This window comes from Lysinibacillus sp. NPDC097287 (assembly GCF_044761695.1).
Classification (GTDB): Bacteria; Bacillota; Bacilli; order Bacillales_A; family Planococcaceae; genus Lysinibacillus.
This window is the reverse complement of record NZ_JBIWCX010000002.1, coordinates 299,702-322,300: the sequence shown is the minus strand read 5'-3', so window position 1 is coordinate 322,300 and position 22,599 is coordinate 299,702. Positions and strand designations below refer to the sequence as shown.

18 protein-coding genes are annotated in these 22,599 nt (G+C 34.9%); 7 read left to right on the top strand and 11 right to left on the bottom strand.

Going from position 1 to position 22,599, the window contains the following annotated elements; genetic code table 11:
• Positions 1–318 precede the first annotated feature (318 nt).
• Positions 319–1,317, bottom strand: coding sequence for a biotin synthase BioB (gene bioB / locus ACIQ2D_RS04580; protein ID WP_402860073.1), 999 nt, complete (start codon positions 1,315–1,317; stop codon positions 319–321).
• Positions 1,318–1,838: 521 nt separating this feature from the next.
• Between bioB and ACIQ2D_RS04575 the strand changes: the two genes are divergently transcribed.
• A complete protein-coding gene (locus ACIQ2D_RS04575; RefSeq protein ID WP_402860070.1) occupies positions 1,839–2,384 on the top strand; it encodes a recombinase family protein in 546 nt (181 codons plus the stop codon).
• Positions 2,385–2,442: 58 nt separating this feature from the next.
• On the opposite strand, the gene ACIQ2D_RS04570 is transcribed toward ACIQ2D_RS04575, so the two are convergent.
• On the bottom strand, positions 2,443–2,625 hold the full coding sequence (locus tag ACIQ2D_RS04570) for a DUF4177 domain-containing protein (RefSeq protein WP_402860067.1): 183 nt from the start codon (positions 2,623–2,625) through the stop codon (positions 2,443–2,445).
• Between the two features lie 399 nt (positions 2,626–3,024).
• Between ACIQ2D_RS04570 and ACIQ2D_RS04565 the strand changes: the two genes are divergently transcribed.
• Both ACIQ2D_RS04565 and ACIQ2D_RS04560 read left to right on the top strand, forming a co-directional pair.
• A complete protein-coding gene (locus ACIQ2D_RS04565; protein ID WP_402860064.1) occupies positions 3,025–3,489 on the top strand; it encodes a hypothetical protein in 465 nt (154 codons plus the stop codon).
• 136 nt (positions 3,490–3,625) lie between these two features.
• Positions 3,626–4,312, top strand: a complete 687-nt coding sequence (locus ACIQ2D_RS04560; protein ID WP_402860061.1) for a response regulator transcription factor — start codon at positions 3,626–3,628, stop codon at positions 4,310–4,312.
• Positions 4,313–4,359: 47 nt separating this feature from the next.
• Here the strand turns inward: ACIQ2D_RS04560 and ACIQ2D_RS04555 are convergent, their stop codons facing one another.
• Complete coding sequence (locus ACIQ2D_RS04555; protein ID WP_402860630.1) at positions 4,360–9,501, bottom strand: ATP-binding protein; 5,142 nt, start codon at positions 9,499–9,501, stop codon at positions 4,360–4,362.
• Between the two features lie 45 nt (positions 9,502–9,546).
• A complete protein-coding gene (locus ACIQ2D_RS04550; protein WP_402860058.1) occupies positions 9,547–11,205 on the bottom strand; it encodes an HD-GYP domain-containing protein in 1,659 nt (552 codons plus the stop codon).
• A 381-nt stretch (positions 11,206–11,586) separates the two neighbouring features.
• Between ACIQ2D_RS04550 and ACIQ2D_RS04545 the strand changes: the two genes are divergently transcribed.
• From ACIQ2D_RS04545 to splB, 3 genes are all read left to right on the top strand, one after another.
• Positions 11,587–12,285 carry an ABC transporter ATP-binding protein gene (locus ACIQ2D_RS04545; RefSeq protein ID WP_402860055.1) on the top strand — a complete coding sequence of 233 codons (699 nt, stop codon included), beginning with the start codon at positions 11,587–11,589 and terminating at the stop codon, positions 12,283–12,285.
• Positions 12,278–13,399 carry an ABC transporter permease gene (locus ACIQ2D_RS04540; RefSeq protein ID WP_402860052.1) on the top strand — a complete coding sequence of 374 codons (1,122 nt, stop codon included), beginning with the start codon at positions 12,278–12,280 and terminating at the stop codon, positions 13,397–13,399. Before ACIQ2D_RS04545 ends, ACIQ2D_RS04540 begins: the two co-directional genes overlap by 8 nt.
• Positions 13,400–14,155: 756 nt before the next feature.
• Positions 14,156–15,184 carry a spore photoproduct lyase gene (gene splB, locus ACIQ2D_RS04535; protein WP_402860049.1) on the top strand — a complete coding sequence of 343 codons (1,029 nt, stop codon included), beginning with the start codon at positions 14,156–14,158 and terminating at the stop codon, positions 15,182–15,184.
• A gap of 422 nt (positions 15,185–15,606) precedes the next feature.
• On the opposite strand, the gene ACIQ2D_RS04530 is transcribed toward splB, so the two are convergent.
• Together ACIQ2D_RS04530 and ACIQ2D_RS04525 are read right to left on the bottom strand one after the other, a co-directional pair.
• On the bottom strand, positions 15,607–16,176 hold the full coding sequence (locus ACIQ2D_RS04530; protein WP_402860046.1) for an SF0329 family protein: 570 nt from the start codon (positions 16,174–16,176) through the stop codon (positions 15,607–15,609).
• Between the two features lie 526 nt (positions 16,177–16,702).
• Positions 16,703–17,881, bottom strand: a complete 1,179-nt coding sequence (locus ACIQ2D_RS04525; RefSeq protein WP_402860043.1) for a M24 family metallopeptidase — start codon at positions 17,879–17,881, stop codon at positions 16,703–16,705.
• Positions 17,882–18,674: 793 nt separating this feature from the next.
• On the opposite strand from ACIQ2D_RS04525, the gene ACIQ2D_RS04520 reads away from it, so the two are divergent.
• On the top strand, positions 18,675–19,094 hold the full coding sequence (locus tag ACIQ2D_RS04520) for a hypothetical protein (protein ID WP_402860040.1): 420 nt from the start codon (positions 18,675–18,677) through the stop codon (positions 19,092–19,094).
• Positions 19,095–19,579: 485 nt separating this feature from the next.
• Here ACIQ2D_RS04520 and ACIQ2D_RS04515 read toward each other — a convergent pair whose 3' ends face one another.
• The 5 genes from ACIQ2D_RS04515 to ACIQ2D_RS04495 all read right to left on the bottom strand — a co-directional run bounded on the left by ACIQ2D_RS04515 (position 19,580) and on the right by ACIQ2D_RS04495 (position 22,527).
• Positions 19,580–19,921, bottom strand: a complete 342-nt coding sequence (locus tag ACIQ2D_RS04515; RefSeq protein WP_402860037.1) for a hypothetical protein — start codon at positions 19,919–19,921, stop codon at positions 19,580–19,582.
• A gap of 361 nt (positions 19,922–20,282) precedes the next feature.
• Complete coding sequence (locus ACIQ2D_RS04510) at positions 20,283–20,564, bottom strand: hypothetical protein (protein ID WP_402860034.1); 282 nt, start codon at positions 20,562–20,564, stop codon at positions 20,283–20,285.
• A gap of 164 nt (positions 20,565–20,728) precedes the next feature.
• Entirely contained in the window at positions 20,729–21,079 is a 351-nt protein-coding gene (locus ACIQ2D_RS04505) for a hypothetical protein (RefSeq protein WP_402860032.1), read from the bottom strand.
• Positions 21,080–21,300: 221 nt separating this feature from the next.
• Complete coding sequence (locus tag ACIQ2D_RS04500; RefSeq protein WP_402860029.1) at positions 21,301–21,777, bottom strand: hypothetical protein; 477 nt, start codon at positions 21,775–21,777, stop codon at positions 21,301–21,303.
• A 450-nt stretch (positions 21,778–22,227) separates the two neighbouring features.
• The gene (locus ACIQ2D_RS04495) at positions 22,228–22,527 is read right to left on the bottom strand and encodes a hypothetical protein (RefSeq protein ID WP_402860026.1); all 300 of its coding nucleotides are present in this window, start codon (positions 22,525–22,527) and stop codon (positions 22,228–22,230) included.
• Positions 22,528–22,599: the final 72 nt, after the last annotated feature.

Sequence of the window (22,599 nt, the reverse complement as noted above, 5' to 3'; positions counted from 1 at the left end):
GGTTGAGCGACCTCTGCCCAATGTTGAGCGACCTCGGCTCCAGGTTGAGCGACCTCTGCCCCAAGTTGAGCGACTTCACCCCCAGGTTGAGCGACCTCACCCCCAAGTTAAGCGACTTCACCCCTAGGTTGAGCGACCTCACCCCCCAAGTTGAGCGACCTCAAGCGCAGGGCGTGAATGCCTAGACATTAATTAGAAATTTATACTTTCTTAATCCATTAAGAAAAACCATATGAGCGCCTTTTCCACGGCGCACATATGGTTTTTCAATTTCGATAATAATTTAGTAGTAGTAGCTTTTAATAAGGTATTAAATTCTTATGAGCAGAATACCTCTTCTTGCTTTTGAGTTAACTCAATTTCAAAGCCTAAATCTTCAAGCATACGATAGTCACTGTTCGCTTCTTGACCTTCAGTTGTTAAGTAATCCCCAACGAAAATACTGTTTGCTGCATACATGCCTAATGGCTGTAGCGACCCCAGATTCACTTCACGACCACCAGAAATACGGATTTCCTTCGATGGGTTGATGTAACGGAATAGTGCCAACACTTTTAAACAATATCGCGGATTCAGTTCCCTTGTGCCCTCCAGCTTTGTACCATCAATTGCGTTTAAGAAATTAACTGGAATCGAATCTGCATCCAATTGATGGAGTGCACGCGCTATATCCACAACATCTTCTTTTGTTTCCTTCATGCCAATAATGGCACCTGAGCAAGGTGAAATACCGTGTTTCTTGGCAATCTCAACTGTATTCACTCGATCCTCATACGTATGAGAAGTCGTAATATACGAGTGATGACGCTCCGATGTATTTAAATTGTGGTTGTAGCGATCGACCCCCGCTTCTTTCAATTGCTGTGCTTGTTCTTCCTTTAATAGGCCAAGACAAGCACACACTTTCAAGCCGTATTTTTCTTTAATCTCTTCAACTGCTTCACTGACCACATTTACGTCTTTACGTGTTGGGCCACGACCACTTGCCACAATGCAATATGTACCGATTTTGTTTTCAAATGCTCGTTTAGCCCCTTCTAAAATTTCATCTTTCGTGATAAAAGGATATTTTTCAATTGGTGCTGATGACTTTGACGACTGCGAGCAATAACCACAATCTTCAGGGCAATAACCGCTCTTTGCATTCATAATCATGTTCAGCTTTACTTTTTTGCCATAATAATGCTTACGAATCGCAAACGCTCCATCCATTAATTTCAATAATTCATCATCGTCACTATTTAAAATAGCCACCGCTTCTTCATTACTTATCATCTTTCCTGCAATAACTTCCTCCGCCAAATGTAACCAATCCATAATGCACTCCCCTTTTTCACCGGTACAATTTTCAACCCTCTCACAGAACGAAATACTATATTTGTTTCACAACCTCGGTAGCAGTTCGAATAATACAGAAGAACTTTATTATCCTACCAATTTAAGTTAACTAAATATAATAATTAAGTTAACACAAATACTTCTATTTTGTAAATGCACTTTTCTATCCTTCTAATAAAAATATCGAATCTTGAAGTAAATCACAGGTGTGTATATTTGCGGAAATAAACCTATACTTTAATATTGTTAGTGAACATTGACTTATCAATATGCCTGTAACTTTCTATTTTAGAGATAGGTTAATAAAGCTAAGCATTCTTCCCATGTATCAAATAAGTGTTTCTTAAATCAAAACTCCAGTAAGCCCAACCATCCTCTTGAACACCTCTAATTACAGTAATGTTTGCAAGTCTGTTCCCCTTCATCTAAAATTGAGTTAATTATAATTGCATATAGTTTCCTAAAAGGAACCTTTATGGAACGATTCGGAGAGATATATCATGATTTATGGCTATAAACGACCACTATTAGATGATGAAAATGGCGAAAACCAACTAAAAAAAGTTAGGGTTGATCAGCTTGTTTGGGAAGAACATGGCTTATCAAAAAATCGAGATGCGCTAGAGCAATTGCTTTTAGATTGGCAGCAAGGTGATATTGTGATTGTCGAACGACTAGCTGTATTAGCAGATTCATTGAATCACTTACTAGATATATTGCGTGTTGCAGATAAAGATGGCGTAACACTCCAGTTTAGACAAGAAGGAATTACGAACAAGAACCTACACGACATGGATCTTGCCCACTTAGTTGAGCATTTTGCAAACTTCCAATCTGACAACAAAAAGCAATCGAATGCGCTAAGTCAAACCACAGCCAAGAAAAACACTGTAATTTTAGGACCTTTCAAAGAATCCAACGATAACTTAAAAAACGCGATTGCTATGTACCATAGTGGTTACTTCACGCTCATGCAAATTAAAGAACAAACTGGCATTAGCAAATCTATACTTTATCGCTCCTTAGATAACCTTGAACAACAATAAATCCTCAAAGTAAAAATCACTAGCTGATTACCGTTCGACGGTAATCAGCTAGTGATTTTTATTGTATGACTCTTTCAAAAATTATTTCATAGTCGGTCGGCTTACCATGTTGGTTATAACTAATTGGAAGCACCTGTACTAAGCGCCAGCCTTGTGCAGCATATTGTTCGATCGTTTCTCGGTGCTTCGCCTCTCTAAAAATCCCACCTAAATGTGTTTGTACAAATTTATACTCATACATAGTTTCCACCCCTTTCTATGCTATACGCATTAAATAATCCCAAAGTTTCGAAAAAATAATACTAGCAATTATCTAGTGTGTTTATTGGAGAAAAACTAGGTTTTTACTTACTACGAAATTGGTTATTTTCACATTCAATTCCAACGAAGGTACTAGCTTTTTTGTTGATTGTAGTGAAGGGTGCTCGACTCCTGCGGGAAATACAAGCAAACCGAGACCCTGCACGGAACGAAGTGGAGGAAGCGGCTCGGTGCTTGCCCGCGGAAAGCGAGCATCCCGTAGCGGAAATCAACCTACCCTTTTATAGCAATGGTACATCTAGCTTTTTTTCAGTGACGATTGATTTAAATAGGTCTTTTACCATTTTATGTAGTATATAATTACATAGGGGGTGTATGGATGTTAAGGATATTTAAGGAAACAGAAAAGACTATCGATACATATGAGCAGGTAGGTTTTATTTTGAAATCTTTACTCACTTATGAATTGAAGGATTTACCCGTACGCTATGAATTTTGGTATCGTATAGCACTTCGCCAAGAGGAATATCGAACATTACAAACAGAGCATCGTGCGAAAATTTCAATGTACTCTGCGGTTGGTCGTTTTCACCAAACACAATATGAGGCGACAAAACAAAGGGGCGCAAGGCTTGAACGGCTTTCAGATATTTATAAGGGGTTTTGTATTGAGGAAGAACGCGACAACTTAAATCATCGTCTTTCCTTTTACAAAGAAAATATTGTAACTCTATGTGACCACATCCAAAACAAGGAGCTTTACAGTTACTGCGACCAAGTACAGCAACAGTTTTGGGAAGCAGTAAATGAAGATATACTAAATATAATTGCCCACCTAGACTAAGCTTGGTGGGCAATTATATTTTAGTATTTCGTACGTTTTACGTCCTAATATAAACAACGAAATTTCTCTTTAACCCCATTCACTTTTCTCTAAATATTTAGTATATTTAGGAAGAGCTAAAAGGAGGATAAAAGAAATGGCTAACGAAAAAATATTAATTGTAGAGGATGACATTGATATAATGGAAGTTTTATCTTTCTCGATTACCAATGCAGGCTTTGCAGTCATACAAGCAGCAACCATTTCTGAGGGCTGGAACAATGTACAAAAACATCAACCGGATCTTGTTTTACTTGATGTCAATCTGCCTGATGGCAATGGTTTTGAGCTAGCTAAGAAAATACGTACAATTTCTGATGCTATTATTATTTTTGTAACGGTTAAAAGCTTAATAGATCATAAATTAGCAGGCTTCGATGTAGGTGCAGATGACTATATAACAAAGCCATTCATTCCAAAAGAATTAATTGCTCGTATTCAAGCACATATGAAAAGAAGAACTCCTCCTCAAAAAGAAAACATATTACATATTGATAATTTAACTATAGATTTTGATCAAAAGAATATTTATAAAGATGGTGAATTACTTAACTTATTTACAAAAGAAAAACAGTTATTATTTTATCTAGTTGAGCATGCAAATAGTGTATTAAGTATAGAACAGCTCATTAACCATGTTTGGGGCTATGACGGCGTCGTAGATTCTAAAACTCTATCAGTTCATATTAGTACGTTGCGACGTAAAATTGAAGACACACCAGCAAAGCCTATGCGAATTCAAACCATTCGAGGGTTTGGCTATAAATTTGTTTATGAACAATAAAAGCGTCTAGTTAAAATAAACTAGACACTTTTTACGTTGTAGCTTATTTAGTTCACTACTTCTTGCTCAATTATTTGAGCTGTAACTGGTAATACAAAACTAAAGCGGGAACCTTTATGTTCAATACTCTCTACGGAAATTTCACCATGGTGTTGTGCAATGATCTGTTTGCAAATAGCTAGTCCAATACCATTCGAATCGACATTGCTAATATTCGAAGCACGATAATAATTGTCAAAAACAAATGCTATATCTTTTTCTGGAATCCCAATACCACTATCTTCGATTGAACATACTAGACTTCCATCTTCAACAAACATTGAAAAATGAATACCGCCACTCTTTGTATATTTTATAGCATTTACCATTAAATTCGTAACAACTTGTTTAATACGTTGGACATCAATTAATACATAAGATTCTGTGTCTCCATGAAGATTTGAGTTATAATTCAGACCGGCCTTGTGTATTTCATCCTCATATTGATGCTCTAATTGCGCATAGAGTTCAGCCACCTTTATCTTTGTCAAAGAATACTCTGCTCTCCCTGCTTCTAGATTGGCTAAATCAAATAAATCTTCGATTAATAGATTCAACAATAGTAACCGTTCTTTACTTCTCACTAAGTATTTTTCTCTTTGTTTTTCTTCGGTAACAACACCTTCTAATATCAGCTCAATATACCCTAACGTCGATGTGATTGGCGAGCGTAACTCATGTGTGATACTATGAATTAAATTTTTTCGCTCAAGCTCATTTTTTTCTAAACGATCATTGGCATTTTTCAAGTGTTTATTCATCTCATCCAATTCTTTCGTACGTTCTTTCACGCGTTTTTCTAAGTCCTCATAGATTTGAGCATTCTCTATGGATACGGCAATTTGTCCAGATATCATTTTAAGCAAATCCACCTGTGTGGAACTAAATGCATCTGTCATCACAGTATTTTCTAACAGTAATAGCGCAATTATTTCACCTTTATGATGAATAGGTAAGCAAAGTATGGATTTTGCCGTTGGTGGAAAACTTTTAAGTTTATTATGATTTTGAGCATTTTGAATAATAATGAATTCTTCACTCTGTAAAACATAACGTACAACAGCCTGTATACTTTCATTAAACATATTGATGGATTGATGTTCAAATATCGTAAAATCTGCTGCACTCGCTTCTGCCCTTGCTACAACAACTAAATCATCTTTAACGTTTCTGATAAAATAACCAATGTCGGCACCTGCATGTTTTAATAAGGCAAACAACATTTTTCGTAATAAGTCTTCCATACGAATTTCTTTTGCAAGAGACTGTGTTGTCTTAAAAACTGTTAGCATATCAAATGATAGCGGCAAATCATTTTGAGACTGCACGCGAGGCGTAGGATTCACCTCATAGACATTCTCCCAAAATTGTGCAACTGTCTCAGCTCCCCATTGCCTCAAGTTCTGAATACCACGTAAAACATATGATTGTGCCATTTCTTGATTTTGATGGGACACATAGTAATTTGCTGCACGTTCACAAGCAATTGCCTCGTCTTGCAAAAAATGATGCATTTTAGCTAATTGAATTGCACGATCATAATAGAGAACAGCTTCTCCCTCAAGCCTTTTCATACGGCAATTTTCCGCTTGCAATAAAACATATAAATGTTCATAATTTTGGGGTGCAAATTTAGACCACTTTTTAAACTTACGTATACTTTGTCTAATTTCACGGTGATACACTCTTTTTTCCTCATGCGAGCATGTCCGTTCATGTATACTGTGAAATTGCCATAATGCACGGTAAAAATAATATGAAGGTGATAACAGCAACGTATAGTTCTCTTTTACAGGCTGTTTTAATGCCTCCATATAGACTAACGCTTGCTTTTCATTACGTAATAAAAAAGACATTTGCAAACGTATAGCGTGATGCATAATTGGAATAGCCGGCATATCTTTTATTGTAATTGGATAGTCCCAATTGACAACTGTGTCAGAATTACTGAGTACATCCATCCATAATTTCATTTCTTGCAAAAAGTCGGCAGACAAAGGTTTTTCATTTGCGGAAAACTCCTGTTGCTGGCGTTTTATTTCTGCGCTAATATCTTGAATTGAATCCCCACGTACAAGTTGTATTGCACAAATAAAACAAGAGCTGGCAGATACTAAATAATGCCGTCCGATATCTTGAAAATTGTGCTGAGCTTTCGTAATATAGTGAATATTTTTATCATATGAATTTGTCCAATGATTAATAAGGACACCATATACAAAATAAATATGACCTTGTATAAACATGTTACTATGATTATCTGCGATGGTAATGGCTAGTTTTGCAAATTTAGAAGCGTTCTTCGTATCTCCAAATCCCACATCTAATAATAATGCATAATTAATAAACACCATGCCACTCGATGATGAAGCACCATATTTTAATAGAAGACGCATACCTCTTATTAATAACATGCCTGTTAAATTTGCATTGAGATTATACGTATTACCGGTTATATTAATAATCATTTGAATTAATAAATCGATTTCTTTATTTTTAATTGGCGGTAAGTTTAATAATTTGTGAGTAGACTTGTTTTGCAGTGCGACCTTTAACAATAAAAACTCTTTGGCCACTTGTAACTTTGTCGGTTCTTCTGGAATATTCATCTTCCCTACACGTAAAGCTTCAAAACCTGCTTCCACACCGATAATTTCATTGTCTGATTCAACGTATAGAACTGCTTTCAAATTATAAATTGTTAGTAACTCTAATACAGTTGAAGAATGATTCAAAGCCTCTTTTAAATAAATCTCAGATAATTCATAGTTCCCCATTAAGTATTCACATTCACCTAATTGTGCATATATTTCTACCGATTGCTCTCGTAAGTCTTGCCAATGATTCGAAGGTAATAATTCAACACTTGTTGTTAAAAAATATAATGCATTTTCAAATAGCCCTGCTTTTTTAGCATTTAAGCCTAATGTAAAGTTCCACATCGCTAAATTTTGTTTTTCATCAACACTGAGTAACGCCTTACAATAATTAAAATGTTTGACCGCTTCGTTTAAATAAAGACTCTCATCAATGTCTTCTGTGTTTTCTGTTAGTAATTTACCAATGCTGTAATGTATTTTCTCTCGTTCTTCGTTTCTTAAGCTATAATAAGCGACTTGCTGAATACGGTCATGTACGAATTTAAATTTCAAAGAAAACTCATCTAAAATCCCTGCATGTTCAAAGGTACTTGCCCATTTAAAATGAGCGTCTAATGCTACAATAAATCCTTGCTCTACAAGGATTTCTAATTTTTCTAACAACTCTTTCGAAGTGATAGGTAAAAGCTTTAATAACGTACTAAACTCAAAGTATGTACCGAAGCAGGCCATAATTTGTAAAATCCCACGCGTATTTTCTTCTAAAAATTTCATTCTATTTTCGATAAATAACAACAATTCATTGTTTAAAAAATCATGATTTATTTTTTCTAGGTGGAGTTGCCATTGTTTCTCCTGTAGATCAAAGAAGATGATACGATCTCGTTGAAAAACTCGAAATGCTTCCTTGACAAATAAAGGATTGCCTTTCGTTATAATATGAAGTTGCTTTGCTAATAGTGAAATAGCCTGCGTTTGAGCATTAAGCGATTCTTCAAGCCACATTCTAACTTCATCTTCAGATAATGATTGAAGTGTAATCACTTTATAGCTTGGCAATTGATGTTGCCAATTCATAAATTCTTTCAAATCGGGTATTTCTTCTGGTCGATAGGTAGCTATTAATAAAAAATAGCCAGCTCGATGCTGCTCAAATACTTGCTTTAACATCTCAATGGAGCTGCTATCCGCCCAATGTAGATCATCAATAAACCAAACAATCGTTCTTTTCTGTAAGGCAAAAGTCAACAATATCTTCTGAATAGAGGAGAATATATAAGCATTAAGCTCCTTTGTGTTTTCTTGCTCATCGGACTGACCAAAGTTACTTTCATCTACAAACCACTTCAATTCAGGTATTAGCAACATTAGCTGATTTTTATAAACTAGCTTTACCTCACTAAACAAACCCCTCCATAAAATAACGGATTTTCCACCTTCTACATATACCTGTTTAAGTAAACTTCTCAGTGGTTGAATCATTGGAGCGAAAGTTGTCTGTTGTTGTAGTTGGTCATATTTACTTTCAACAAAATAGCCTTTCGAAGACACTATTTCATGCTTCAATTCATGTACAAAAGCTGTTTTCCCATAACCAGAGCTCCCAGCAATAAGCACAATTTTTTTATCACCATTTTCTACTTGCCTGTAGGTATTTTGAAGCTCCCTCAGTTGACTCTTTCTGCCAAACAGTTTTGTTGTGAGGCCCATATTTACATTGACATCATGCAAACCCAACTCGAAGTCTTCGTGTGGTTCTCCCTTTTCGAATCCTTGCTGAATTTTTAGTAAGTCTTCTTTTAACCCAAAGGCACTTTGATAGCGTTTTTCAGGATCCTTTTCCAGTAGTTTTTCTATCACTTTTGCTACAACTGGCGTTAATTCGGAATTCATTTCTAACAGTAAATTAGGCTTTTTTGTAATAATTTCATAAACTAAATCAACAGAATCCTTTGCTTGAAACGGTAGCTGTCCACAAAGTAGCTCATAAAAAATAACACCCATTGCATAGAGGTCCGACCGATGATCGATCTCTCGATTCAGGCGACCTGTCTGCTCTGGAGAGAAGTATGGTAGGTATTCCTTCCGTTCATGTGGATTATCGGTTGCGATCACCAAATCCATATCAAATTTAATACTACTTTCTGAACTAAGTAGTTTGACTTGAAATGAAATTGGATTTATTAGAATGTGTTGTGGATTTAAATTTTGAAAAAGTATACTTTTCTGCTGTAAGTCGATGCAAGCATTTGCTATTTCAATTGCAATTTTTAAAAAGTGATGAATGGAAAGATTACTTGCCATCAAACTTTTTAAACTTATACCATTAAAGTCCTCAAAAAGAATAGCAAATTGTTTGTCAACGTATTCTAGGGCGATTGGTTTTAAGACCCAAGGATTTTGTTCCTTTTCAAACAAAGAAAACTCATATTGCAACTTTGCTCGTTTCTCAGCCGAACTCATGTGAAGGCTCTTGACAAGGATCATACTGTCAAACTCTCTTATATATTTCCTCTGCAAAGTCCAATCAGTTGTAGTTTGTAAAACCATATTTTTATTAACCATCCCCTACACCTACCTATGCTTCGATTATCGTCACACTAATAACTTCTTCACTGCCTCATAATCTTTTAATTTCAGCTCCATATCTACATTTCTATAATCTTCACCTGCAAAACTAAAGATGAAATTTTCTAATTGATGTTCGCCAATGAAATATAAATTCAATTTACGACCTTGACATTGTATTGGCTCAAACTCTTTATCAATCACACAAATAGCAGATGCATTACAATACATTGCGATTTCTAACAACTCATCTTCATTTGTTCCTACATCCAATAAAAACGGATAAATACCTTTTGTTTGAAATAGTCCTTCTATTAATTGTATAGGTACAGAAGTTCTCGACTCTCTTTTGACTAATATGATAATGACATCCATTTTTTTATTATCTTTACGTAATTGAAATTCAGAATTATTTAGTAAATTTTTCAATTTCGAATGGACTTCCCTTAACCGAATTTCATCTATTACCTCATGATCTTTCATAATATTGAAAATTTTCCACGTTGGGATAAAGATCTTTGTAAAACATTCAAACGGACCATACTGCTCTTTCAATTTTTGATAGTAGCTGTCAATCATATCAACCTCACAAATAATTGAATATTGCCAAAACTCAAAAAATATTTGTTCTGGTTTTCCAATATAAAGTGATAACATTTTCTGAATGTTCAATCGGGAGTCTACTGGTAAGATAAACGATTTATACGTATCTAGTCTTTTAATAATTGGCATCAATGGATACATATTATTTACGCTTTCAACTATTGCATAAGATCCATCTGTTAATAGTACTATAGCATTTTCTGGATAGATGCCAATAAAGTCAACAAATCGATCTAAAAGCTTTTTATCAAATAAGTGTTCTTCCTTATATAGAGTAGTAATTGCTTCTGCTGCCCCTATTTCGACGTTGTATGCCTTTTTTAGCGTGATAACTGAGTATCTATCAATTAATTGCAAAATTGATACTTCCCTAGGCGGTGCTGCCGACGTCAATTCCTCGGTATACCCTGTTCTAACTATATGTTCATGGTGTAACTTAGCTAAGTATGCTACTGACTCCAACTCCAATTCACAAAATATCTCATAACTATCTTGTGTTTGTTTCTTCTTATTATCAAATTCTTTGTTCGACAGCCTACATCCTTTTTTTTCTATTTCACTGACCACTTTTAATTTTCCTATGTCATGAAATAAAAATCCAATCGCACAATGCTCTAAATTCGGAATATCTTCCTGTTTGGCAAATAACGTACATAGCGTAAAAACATCGATTGCATGCATATATGAATGATTATCATGCCTTTCTAAAGCAATAAGCATTTCTCGATAGTGAACATTCTTCATATATTTTTCAAATAAATTCCGCACATAGTTAATATCCTCCACACTTTTCAGTGCATGACCATAGCGAATATCCGTACTTAATTCTGCTAAAACTTCTACATAATTAGGGTAAAGCCTTGGAACATCTAAGGTAACATTACTTTGTAGTTCCTCAACTTTTTCAGGCATCGATGAATCTTCCGCATGATGATGCTCTATTTCATGAGACTGGATTTGCAAAAAATGAATATTACGATTTTTTAATAACGAAATAGTTCTTGTACTCCCTTTTTTCATCAGCATTCGTTTCTCAACAAATAACCCCTTCAAGTCTGCGATTCTTATATTATTAGCCTTCAAAAAACCACCCCTTAGGTAATAGTTACTAACTAACTATACAGACCAAAGGTTAAATTTAGGTTAAATTTTCTAAATTATTTTATTTATTATTAAACAACTATATATTTCGAAAATCGACAAACTGAATTTGATGTTAATGTAAGAAAATTGTATACATTTGGGTATGCTGATTAACCAATTTACAGAAAAGTAACAACCCGATATTCACTAAATAAACACACCTATTATAAATATATACTCACTCTATTAAAACCATTGATATTCAACTCAAATCTGCAGGTATATTTACCCTAAGTTTGTTTGAAATAATTATTTTTTCCAAAAATTGAAACTTCAATTGTCTATTATCCGTAAACATAGGTAGAAAGGGAGTCGAAATAGATGAGCATTGGGGTTGCTATACTTAGAGGCGGTTATCAGGAAGAGGAAAAGATTATTTCCAATATAGAATTTAACGTACACAGTGGTGAACTTGTTGGCTTAATTGGCTCGAACGGAGCTGGCAAAAGTACCACTCTACAAGCAATTATGGGGGTCCTCCCCTTTATGGAAGGTAATATCTCAATTGAAGCATATGGCTATGTACCCGAGCGGCCAATAATATATGAGTATTTTACATTATGGGAGCATATTGATTTTTACATGCGCACAGTTGGGAAGGAGAAAGAACTGACTACGCGTGCACATGAGTTACTCGAGATATTTCATTTAGAGGATAAGTTGCATGAATTTCCAACGTCCTTTTCAAAAGGTATGCAGCAAAAGGTCATGCTCATTTTAGCGTTCCTTGAAAATTGGTCAGCCTATATTTTGGATGAGCCATTTATGGGACTCGATCCACAGGCGATGCGTAAGTTGCTCCATATTTTAGAGGACTTAAAGAATGAGGGGGCAGCGATTTTAATGAGTACGCATGCTCTTGATACAGCGGAAAGAATTTGTGACCGCTTCGTACTGATCGACAATGGGCAAATTCTACAGCAAGGAACACTGGAAACGCTGCGAGTAGGAGTTACACTGGAGAATGGCTCACTGCTGGATGTATTTGATGCACTACTTGAGGTCAAAGTCTATGAGTAATCTATTTCATGCACGAAGAAAGTTAGAGCGTCATAATAATTTTAAGCTAATCACAAGTGTTATTGACTGGACAGTTGCCCTCTATTTTGTTGTTCCAGCAGCGATTATTAGCTTTTTTCTTTATAAAGATTTTGCCACTTATGTTGAAACACTTTGGGTGGCACAAGTTCCGCTCATTATTTGGATTATGCTATTACTTTTATTCACAGGCATGCCCACCATTCGCACATATTTACAGCGAGCGGATCGCTTGTTTTTAATCCAGGACAGTAAGCAGATGATCCAGTTAAAACGAGCCGGATTCACTTGGACATTAACAAAACATCTATGTCGAATTGGCGTTTATCTTGCCTTACTAGCACCAATTTTCATAAAAGTGCATCACCTGACAATACTAGACTTGCTGAGCTATCTGTTACTATTGTTCACTGCAAGCTTTTACAATGCATTGGTAAACTTACGAATTCAAAAAAAGTGGCAGCAATTTTGTATTTCAGTTGTTGTATGGCTAACTAGTATAGCGTTATTTTTATATGTACCACCTATAGTAACTGCCTCCATTTGCTTGATACTTTGTATTGCTTGTCTCATATATTATAACCGTCATTTTGGGCAAAGCATGAAGCATTTTGACCAATTAGTTGAGCTCGATCAAGTCGAATTTTATAAATGGCAAAGTACTATTTTCAAAACAGCTCCAGAACTTCGCAGTACGCTAGCTCCAAAAATGAAGAAACCACGCATTTTATGGAGAAATTCAAAACGTATGTTTAGTCGTTCTGATTATTTTATCGAGGAATTACTATGTAAAACGATGCTTCGTCAATCGCAGTATAAATGGGGCTATCTTCGCCTATTATTAACTGGCCTCGGGCTTATTTTAGTAACACCAGTTTGGGCAAAGTTTGTACTTTTAACTCTACTTTTCTTCGGCCTACGCACCTACATAAAGTCTATACTACAGCTAACTTTTGAACATAATGTATGGACTATTTTTCAAGTATCCGAAGAACAAATGCAAAGAGCTCGTGCTCGTCTAATAAAAGGATTCGTTGATATCCCTGTGCTAACGGTCTTTGTTATGGTAGTTGTTTATTTAATTGGCTACTCGTAAATGTTGTGAACGCGTAAGGTGAAAATGTGTAATATCTTTAACGATGTGTAAAGTTCGCTATATCAACATTTGTAAAAATGGTCATTGTAACATCTTTAACGGAATTTTACCGTTTTTCATTTGATTGCGGTAACAAAATATTAGCATCTATTCACACACTCCTTCTGTGTCGAGGGTATGTGGTAACTCATGGGTGCTAGTGGGTTTTAATAAATGGTTAGGTGCTACCATAGTAGAACCTAATCTTTTTTATTTATCTTCAAACATTTTTATCTTCAACTAACGTACCTGAGAATTGAACAAATAAAACTTTTATATTCTTATAAGTTAACTTTTCTACTATTTGACCCGAAGCCTCCAACGGATTTTCCGTTAAAAAAAATCATAAATGGTGATCTGTACTAACGGAAAGCTCGTCCAATGGTAGCATGGTTTTATGATTATGGTAATTATAGAATCTGGGGTTTATCTGCTAGGATTTTAAAATACTTTATAGAAAGGCTGAAATGAAGTAAAACATATATAGAACCGTACCATATTAATTTCGCTTACCACTCCTTGTATCTTAGTATTGGTTTTTATTTTGAATTGTTATTTGCAAAAGAGAATTGAAATATTTTCCACATCATAAAATCCCCTTCTCTAGACAAGCTAATGTCAAATAAGAAAAGAAGGTGATGACGTGTTTAGCAGCAGCAGGAGATATTACTTTTATTTCTATTCGAAATCCGCTTATCATCAGTTTTGGAGAAGATTATGAATAAACCCTTTATGCCTCAGCTTGTTTATTTTGAACCAAAAGCCTTGGAGTATCCACTAGGTATGGAACTAAAAGAAAAATTTGAAGGGTTAGGTATCGAGATTCGCAATACGACCTCACATAATCAGATACGAAATTTCCCTGGAGACAATGAATTGCAAAAGTATCGTATTGCAAAGTCTACGCTCGTCGTAGGCATTCGTAAGACACTGAAATTTGACACGTCCAAGCCATCTGCAGAATATGCCCTTCCACTTGCAACGGGGTGTATGGGGCATTGTCATTATTGTTATTTACAAACAACTATGGGAAGTAAACCGTATCTTCGTACATATGTGAATGTCGATGAAATTTTAGAAGCGGCAGATCACTATATAGAAGAACGTGCCCCTGAGATTACGCGATTTGAAGCAGCTTGTACATCTGATATTGTTGGGATAGATCACTTAACGCACTCATTAAAAAGGGCAATTGAACATTTTGGCCAAACGGAATTAGGAAGATTAAGGTTTGTAACAAAATTTCATCATGTCGATCACTTGCTCGATGCTAAGCATAATGGCCACACAAGATTTCGATTTAGTATCAATGCAGATTATGTCATTAAACACTTTGAACCGGGTACTTCACCCCTAGCAAAGCGTATTGAAGCAGCTGGGAAAGTAGCAAGAGCGGGTTATCCACTTGGTTTTATCGTAGCACCTATTTACCTTCATGAAAGGTGGAAGGAAGGCTACTATCATATGTTTGAGCGTCTTGATGCGGAGTTACCTCAAGACGCTCGAGAAGATATCACGTTTGAATTCATACAGCACCGATTTACAAAGGCTGCAAAAAATGTCATTGAGAAAAACTATCCAAAGACTAAATTAGAGTTAGATGAATCCTCAAGGCGTATTAAGTGGGGAAAGTATGGAATTGGGAAATACATTTATCAAAAAGAAGAAGAGGATGAAATGAAAGCGCAGTTGTACAGCTATATGGAAAAATTCTTTCCAAATGCGAAACTCGAATATTTTACTTGAGAATCAGGGACAACATGTCAATTAAATTCGTGTTCAGATAATGGAATAAATCTTCCTATATCAAATAAAGAATTTTTATCTAAGAAGGGTTTTTCCCTTCTTTTTGTGTAATATAGAACAATTTCAATCCATGCTTCTTACTCAGTATATTTATCCATTTTAAAACCTATTGCTGCCATGATATAAATTGAGTTAACTGTAATAGCTGTAATTTCTTTGCTAATACCCTTCTCACCTTTTTTCAAAAACAAATGTATAAATTCTCTTGGATTGAACATGAATGAAATCAATAAGTAACGAAAGTTTTCCAGAAGATGGTAAGTGTTCCGTTCTTCTGAGAATCAGATCATGGATAAAACCAAAACCTACATGGCGATAAATTTTTGGCAATAAGTGATGTTCAGGTGATGAGTTATTTATTATCATAATGTACTAAGCCGTAGTTCATAAAAATACTGTACAATTGGATGCTTTAACTTCATCTTCTCGGCCATGTTTAAAATTCGTTTTTTCCCAATCCGTCTGTCCACCAAAGCTAGAATATTCAATAGGATATCATTACTCTCTAAGCTTTCCTCTATAGGAGTGGATAAAAACTTATTAGCTACAACGATAAAATTTGATTTACTTAATGATGACTGCGCTGACAAAAGCTCCTTTGCATGTGCTGATAATTTTCTACTCCTTGCAATTACTAGTAGACGATCCTCTGGAACTATTCCCTTGGTTTCTTTTCTTACCGCTTCAATTTCCTCATTGTTGATAGGAATTTGGATAGCTGAATCATTCTTAATTTCCTGCTCCGTCTGATACCATCTGATTAAGGTAGTACTGTCACTCATATTGAGTACATTCTTTTTATCTACCGCAATATGACAAGTTCCTGCTTTATCAGGTAAATAACGATAGCTGGTTGCACGGTATTCAACCCTTCCATATAATGCAGGACAGAGAAAGCTCTCCAGATTTTGCTTCAATTTACTCCAGGACATGTAATTCTCCTTAATTTTAAGGCTCTACACCAAATTTTGCACTTGACAGCACATTCCACTACAGGCGGACGCTTTCCGTTCCATGTGCTTACGTAGTTTTTAGCTCAAGAGAATGTTTTGGTGTAGACCCAATTTTAATATTATAAATACTTATTGAGATAGTCGTTCTATTATCCATAATACAATAACCAACTCATCGATTATACTAAATACAAGGTTTATGTGTGACTTGAATTTCTGATATTTCAATAATAGTGAGCAAATAAAATATCTAGGCTGATAGAACAATAACTATAAGTAATATGGACATTCGGCTTAAGACAACAATATTATTTAAAAAGATATATCGAGCATATTGTATCAATAATAATCATCCCTACCACAAATAAGAGGTGACCCTGAGTAGGTCACCCTCTTATTATCATATTACTCGTTTCACCTGTACTACAGTACTATTCAACATAAACAAAAAGAATTCCATTGTAGAAGTTATCAAGATTGCTACTGCCAAACTTAAAACTTAACATCAAAGCTTCAAATATTTCTGTATAAACTTCCCTTTTAGCTTTGCCAATATGTTCGATTTGGTGATCGTCATATCTACTAAATCAGTAGGAAATGTTGTAAGCATTTCATAGCCATCCTTGGTTACACGGATGGTATCGGAGTGTCGATAGCCGCCTACCCCCTCAATATAGATGCCTGGCTCAATCGTAATCACCATATTTTCCGCTAATATTTCGTTGCTACCTTCTGCAATATACGGTCCTTCGTGATTTCGCAAGCCGACTCCATGCCCGGTACGATGTAATAAACGATTAAGTAGCCCATGTTGATCAAAATAAGCTCTTGCCTCTGCATCGATGACTGCTGCCCTTACACCCGCTCGCACCAAATTCAACGCTCGATTTCGTGCGTTTTGCATATGTTGGAACATATCCACATCGTCTTTAGTAGGTTGTCCAATAAAAAACGTCCGTTCACACTCTGCTGAGTATCCGTTAATTCGATAATAGGCCATTGCGACGTTCGGTCCATCCCCAAATCGATCACCTAACTCAGGAATACTATGCGGCATCGCACTTGTCGGTGCATTCCAAACTGCTGTGAGCAATGAAGTTGTGATTGGGTCAAATTGCTTTGTTTTTATAAGGTTGGTTTGTACTTTTTTTGACAAGGTAAATGGCTCTAACACACTGGCACCGCGATAAATCGTATTAAAAATATCCCTCATTGCTTCATCGCACACTTTAGCACTCATGCGGATTTTTTCAAGTTCATAGACGCTTTTCACTTTACGTTGTACTTCGACCAACTGTGCTAAAACTAGTTCCTTTGCTTGTATGAGATGATATACGTCTGCACGCACGTTACTCTCGATTCCTACCCGTGAATAACCTTGGATCAACTGATTTAGTTTATCATACCAATTGCTGCCCTCTGAAGATGGAAACTCCCAATAAGAAACAATATCATAATTGATAATACTTTTATGTACGTGGGATTCTTCAAGCTTTGGTACCAGTAATGTAGGTGTTTGATCAGGAACAACGATGATGAAAAAGGGGCGTTCCTCTGGTTTATATGTAATGTTTGTGTAATACCAGATGTCTTCTTCGGCAGTAATAATATAAGCATCATATTCGTTCGTAGTTAACCTCTCTTGCAATTGCTTCATCCGGTTGACTAATTCTTGCTTGAGCATTCCTATCACCCCAATATATTTTTACAATTTTCATAGTTTTTCTATTATATGCAACAATTTAGAGAAAAATGTTTTTTAGCTCCATTTACTTGTGAATAGGCTTTTAGAAAACTAAACTTTTCCTCAACTACGCCTAACATAACCGCCGTTTCAATTGAAAATATGTGTTTTTCAAGAGACGTAAAAGTTGATTCCTCTAATCTATTTGATTTCCGGAGATATGACGTTAATTTTACGTTACTTGAAGAAGTAGTAGATCATTCACGAACTCATCAAACAATTTTTAAACCCTCCCTATAAATCCTTACCACACAGTCCACGTAAGATGAAAGTTTGTAATATCTTTAACAATTTATGCAAAAAGTGCGGTATATCTAGGTTTGTAGATATCTGTGTTATAACATCTTCAACGCTATTTTACTGTTTTTCATTTGATTGCTTAGCAAATTGTTAGCATCTATTCACACTCTCGTCCTGTGCGGAGTGTATGTGGCAATACATGGGTGTTGGTGGGTTTAATTAAATTTGCTCGTTTCCTATATCAATGAATTGAGCCTTTTTCTTATTAATCTTCTACTGTAACTTTTTCAACTAAAGCGCCCGATTGTGGAGCAAGTAACCAGTTGGAAATATAAACGTACCTACAATAGATAATTATGCTATCTATATATAAGGGTGAAAACTTATCTGCTTCAGGTTCTCAAATAATTGTAATTAAACCAATTATTGAAAGCCTCTTTTTTTCGTGGTTTTTGAGAAATTGTGCTATATTCAAAGTGTCAGGAGTGATTTGATGAAAAAGTTTTTAACAATTACCGCAATAATTCTTGTATTATTCGGAGCAGCTGGCTATGCTGTGTGGCATTTTGGGACAAATATCGCTTCCGAAAAAATAATTGAAAAAGTAGAATCTACATTAGGTGACGAAAATCTAGAAGAGGTAAAATCCTATATAGAGAACGATTCGCAGGTTCAAGAAATTGTAAGAGAGGCAGCAAATACAAATCCGGATACTCTTCCCTTCCAAACTAAGGAAGAAGCAACACGTGTGTTAATAAAAAAAGTGGGCATTAATCGTTTACTTGAAATTCAGGAACAAGCGCAAAATGGTTCAATTAGTAAGGATGAAGTATTATCCGAAATTGAAGGTAAACTGTCTGAAGATGAAATTTCTGCTTTAAAATATATTTTATATAAGGAATTGAATAAATAAAACTAGCCATTTAAAAGTTTAAATTAAAAAAGCAAAGAAGCTGAGAGGTGCTGGTGGGTTTAATTATATAGGCTCGATTCCCATTTAGTGGAATCGAGTCCTTTTTTCTCTATCATTCTACTACTGTTGCTTATTAAACTAAAGTGCCCGATTGTTGAAGATCGTTATTCAATTAAAGGCCCTGTAATTGAAGTATAGGAACGATAAAAAAATGCAGTTTTAAAGCGTCAAATATACAGGTTTTTATTCAGATAACACACTCTGCATAATCTCGAAAAGTACTACCGTAGCTCTGTTTATATATTTACATAAAAAGCTGTTTAAACAATATTCAAAGGAAAAACCAAGAAATGTTGGTTTAATAGCATTTCTTGGTTTCCGGCCTCATTCCAAACTTGCGTTTGAGAACGTTAATAGTTTTATTTATGTATACTTTATAAATCCTGGTTTAACTAAAGCCCCTCAAGAAGCATTTTACATTACAATTATTTAAATGGAATACTTGTTTCTTCTCCACTCTCATCAACGATTACAACATTCTTAATATCTTTAGATATTCCTTTATCAATCTCAATGACAAATGTTCTCGGAATTGCATCTAAAAAACAAGCCCCATATTGATTCGGTAATATTAATTTTATAGCTTGGTTGACTGAACTTAGATCCATTTTTTCATTATCAATCTCATAGGGACAATTACTGGACTCTACAAGTCCAATAAAAATAATATCCTTTAAGTTAAGGTTAACTTTTGGTGGTTTATTTTCAAATCTATAAAAATTCCAAGCTTCTTCAAATTCGGTTTGATTAGTACTTTTTCTAACCATATAGTCAAGCCTTCTATCTGACACATTATAAAAGCTATCAGGTAAAGTTTTTTCACTTGCTATTAATCCAAAATCTATTTGATTACCTTTTTTACCATCACTACGACCGTATATAAAGATTAGGATCAGAACAATTGCAAAAATAATTAATGCTCTATAACTTTTTATCTTAACTTCACTCCTTTTTGTTTACTTCAACTCTACTGCTCCGTTAGTAAGTATAACCTTCCCAAAGTGAGGTTTGGGGACACTTCTTTGCTTAATGTTGTAAATCCACATAAATCTGACGGGACCCATATACATAAAGGTTTACACAATAATTGCACATTATATAAATGATGCGACAATAAGTAATTATTTTTTATTTTTTATTTTTTAGTTCTAAAAGTATAGGTGCTATATTTAGCAAGGTGGAAACAAATGTCAAAAACCATAATACCCTTTCAAAATTAGGTACTTCCCATAAAGCTGGCCAATTCTCCGCTTTTACCCACTGAGATACTAGACTATATTCTGAACAAAGTGTTAATGCTGTAAATGATAACCCCATTGCCATCGCAAGTTTGTAATCTTTACCTGTTGTATACATATAAAGATTTATAAAAGTTGCTACTATTGCAATAAGACCTAATATTAACCACATAATGATGCCTCCATTATACTTCTGTTTTTTAATATAGACATGAATTGTAATTATATGGTTCCCAAAGCATGGTTTGGAAAGCTTTCCTCCTAGAGTCAGCAAAGTCTGATTTGGGAACGATTTTTTATACAGTTTTGTTTAAAATATGTAATTAATAAATCTAATTATATATTAGAGTCTCGTTCGATGAAATATCCTCTAATTTCACTTGGTAATTCTTCTATATCTATAATTTTCATTTTTTTCGTTCCAGGAGTAGTTTGAACTAAGTAAGTTTTTTCATCAAATTCTAATAATGTAATTTGTGTAATCATATTAGGGTTAAATTCTTCTTGAATATATTCAATACTCTTATAGTCGATATTTTTAGAATCAAGAAACAGTGACTCTGGATTATCTGAATTCCTTAATGTCTGCATTAATTCTAATGAATTAGAAGGGTTAGTAAGAGCCCAGTGAATGGTCGGTGCTGCAGCAATTAATAAAACAAAAATAATAGCTAATGTTTTTTTCATATAAGATACCTCCAAATTTAAATCGATAAATACACTAGTTATTAATTGTACCTTAAAGATGCATTATTTTTATATTTCGGCTTACTTTAAAAACAAAGTTCCCAAAGTGAGAGTTTTGGAAAGCTTTCTTCGTAGACAAAGTCTTATTTGGGAACGTTTATTGTATATGGTATTTAAAAGTATTTACTTAAGTAATGGTCATTGAATACTCATTTTCTATTCTATTCAAAAATGACACGAATATATTTTTCATTCTTTAAATTTTCAAGATGATGTAGTTCAATGTCTTCGATATTAATCTGTCTTTTTTTCAGGGTTTGATTATATTCTCCTGCCCAAAAACGGATTAATTCAGCAGCTTGTTCTTTTTTAATAGATTGTCTTAAATAATTTAATAAGTCATTTAAAAACGTTGAATTCCAACTCCCTTCGATACAGTAAACATACGGTTGATAATTATAATCCTCCAAATCATAGGGGGGATTATCCCATTTAAATATATTCAACCGTCCAAAAGCCGATTCATCTGATGCATGTAAAATCTTTGCATCGTCAGGCATTGAATGCCATGGTTGTTCAGGTGATTCTTGCGTAATTGGATATAATTTTTTTAACTCTCTCACTGTAATTTCTGTAATTCCAGTACAATCAATCGTTGGTAAAGGTTCACTTGCTACAAGTACAGAATATAAAGTCATAGGTCTCTCCTTTTATTAAAAGATTACGCGTTTTATTCATGATAATTTAATGTGTTCGACGTTAGAGTCACCAAAGTGGAGGGCACTGAAAAAGTGTTTTTTTAATAAATTCTCTAACAAAAATATGACCTAGGGATTTTGCGCTCTGGCGTTCCCTTTCCGCGGGCACAGCGTAAGCCGTAACCCTCGCTACGCGTGGTTTGTTGCGGCTTACGTCTCGTGCTGTTCCTGCAGATGTTTTTTGTGCGAAAGCGAAGCGACAGCAACAGGAGTCTCACGCCGCCGCGCAAAAATCCTTGCATGGTAGAATAGTGCTCATGCAAAAAAAGTACTATAAAATAATTCTAGTTTAGAGTTTTTCAGTGCCCTCACCAAAGTGTGGTTCGGGGACATATCATAAGCAGCCAAAATCGCACCTATTCAATTGAATAGGAGGATTCCCTAACCTCATTAGAACCTGATTGTTTTTTTAGGTGATGTCTTTGGAACTTCTATTAACCTTGCAACACTTTTGCCTTTATTAAATCGCACCTTGTTTAGCCAATAAATAAAAGCATCTGTCCGATAAGAAACACCATATGTAACATTTCCTTCTTCCTCTTCTTCAAACCAATAAGGATGTTGGTTCTCTCTATCATATAGCCATTTCCAAAAATCCCTTTGTAATTGATTAATATTTCTCCCTACTATTGCGGGACAAATCATATACTCTATATCATCTTCATAACCAAATCCGACTTTAACAATCATAATCCATCCTCCTTTTCTATATGGTGAATTTTGCAAGACGTAGACTATTAGAAGTATCCGCCACTTCAACAA

Bases quoted from the DNA above. Each gene is read 5' to 3' on its own strand.
- ACIQ2D_RS04570 (WP_402860067.1), bottom strand. From the start codon at position 2,625: ATGTATGAGTATAAATTTGTACAAACACATTTAGGTGGGATTTTTAGA.
- ACIQ2D_RS04565 (WP_402860064.1), top strand. From the start codon at position 3,025: ATGTTAAGGATATTTAAGGAAACAGAAAAGACTATCGATACATATGAG.
- ACIQ2D_RS04545 (WP_402860055.1), top strand. From the start codon at position 11,587: ATGAGCATTGGGGTTGCTATACTTAGAGGCGGTTATCAGGAAGAGGAA.
- ACIQ2D_RS04505 (WP_402860032.1), bottom strand. From the start codon at position 21,079: ATGAAAAAAACATTAGCTATTATTTTTGTTTTATTAATTGCTGCAGCA.
- ACIQ2D_RS04555 (WP_402860630.1), bottom strand. From the start codon at position 9,501: ATGGTTTTACAAACTACAACTGATTGGACTTTGCAGAGGAAATATATA.
- ACIQ2D_RS04515 (WP_402860037.1), bottom strand. From the start codon at position 19,921: ATGGTTAGAAAAAGTACTAATCAAACCGAATTTGAAGAAGCTTGGAAT.
- ACIQ2D_RS04530 (WP_402860046.1), bottom strand. From the start codon at position 16,176: ATGTCCTGGAGTAAATTGAAGCAAAATCTGGAGAGCTTTCTCTGTCCT.
- ACIQ2D_RS04520 (WP_402860040.1), top strand. From the start codon at position 18,675: ATGAAAAAGTTTTTAACAATTACCGCAATAATTCTTGTATTATTCGGA.
- ACIQ2D_RS04540 (WP_402860052.1), top strand. From the start codon at position 12,278: ATGAGTAATCTATTTCATGCACGAAGAAAGTTAGAGCGTCATAATAAT.
- ACIQ2D_RS04575 (WP_402860070.1), top strand. From the start codon at position 1,839: ATGATTTATGGCTATAAACGACCACTATTAGATGATGAAAATGGCGAA.
- ACIQ2D_RS04560 (WP_402860061.1), top strand. From the start codon at position 3,626: ATGGCTAACGAAAAAATATTAATTGTAGAGGATGACATTGATATAATG.
- ACIQ2D_RS04510 (WP_402860034.1), bottom strand. From the start codon at position 20,564: ATGTGGTTAATATTAGGTCTTATTGCAATAGTAGCAACTTTTATAAAT.
- splB (WP_402860049.1), top strand. From the start codon at position 14,156: ATGAATAAACCCTTTATGCCTCAGCTTGTTTATTTTGAACCAAAAGCC.
- ACIQ2D_RS04495 (WP_402860026.1), bottom strand. From the start codon at position 22,527: ATGATTGTTAAAGTCGGATTTGGTTATGAAGATGATATAGAGTATATG.
- ACIQ2D_RS04500 (WP_402860029.1), bottom strand. From the start codon at position 21,777: ATGACTTTATATTCTGTACTTGTAGCAAGTGAACCTTTACCAACGATT.
- ACIQ2D_RS04525 (WP_402860043.1), bottom strand. From the start codon at position 17,881: ATGCTCAAGCAAGAATTAGTCAACCGGATGAAGCAATTGCAAGAGAGG.
- bioB (WP_402860073.1), bottom strand. From the start codon at position 1,317: ATGGATTGGTTACATTTGGCGGAGGAAGTTATTGCAGGAAAGATGATA.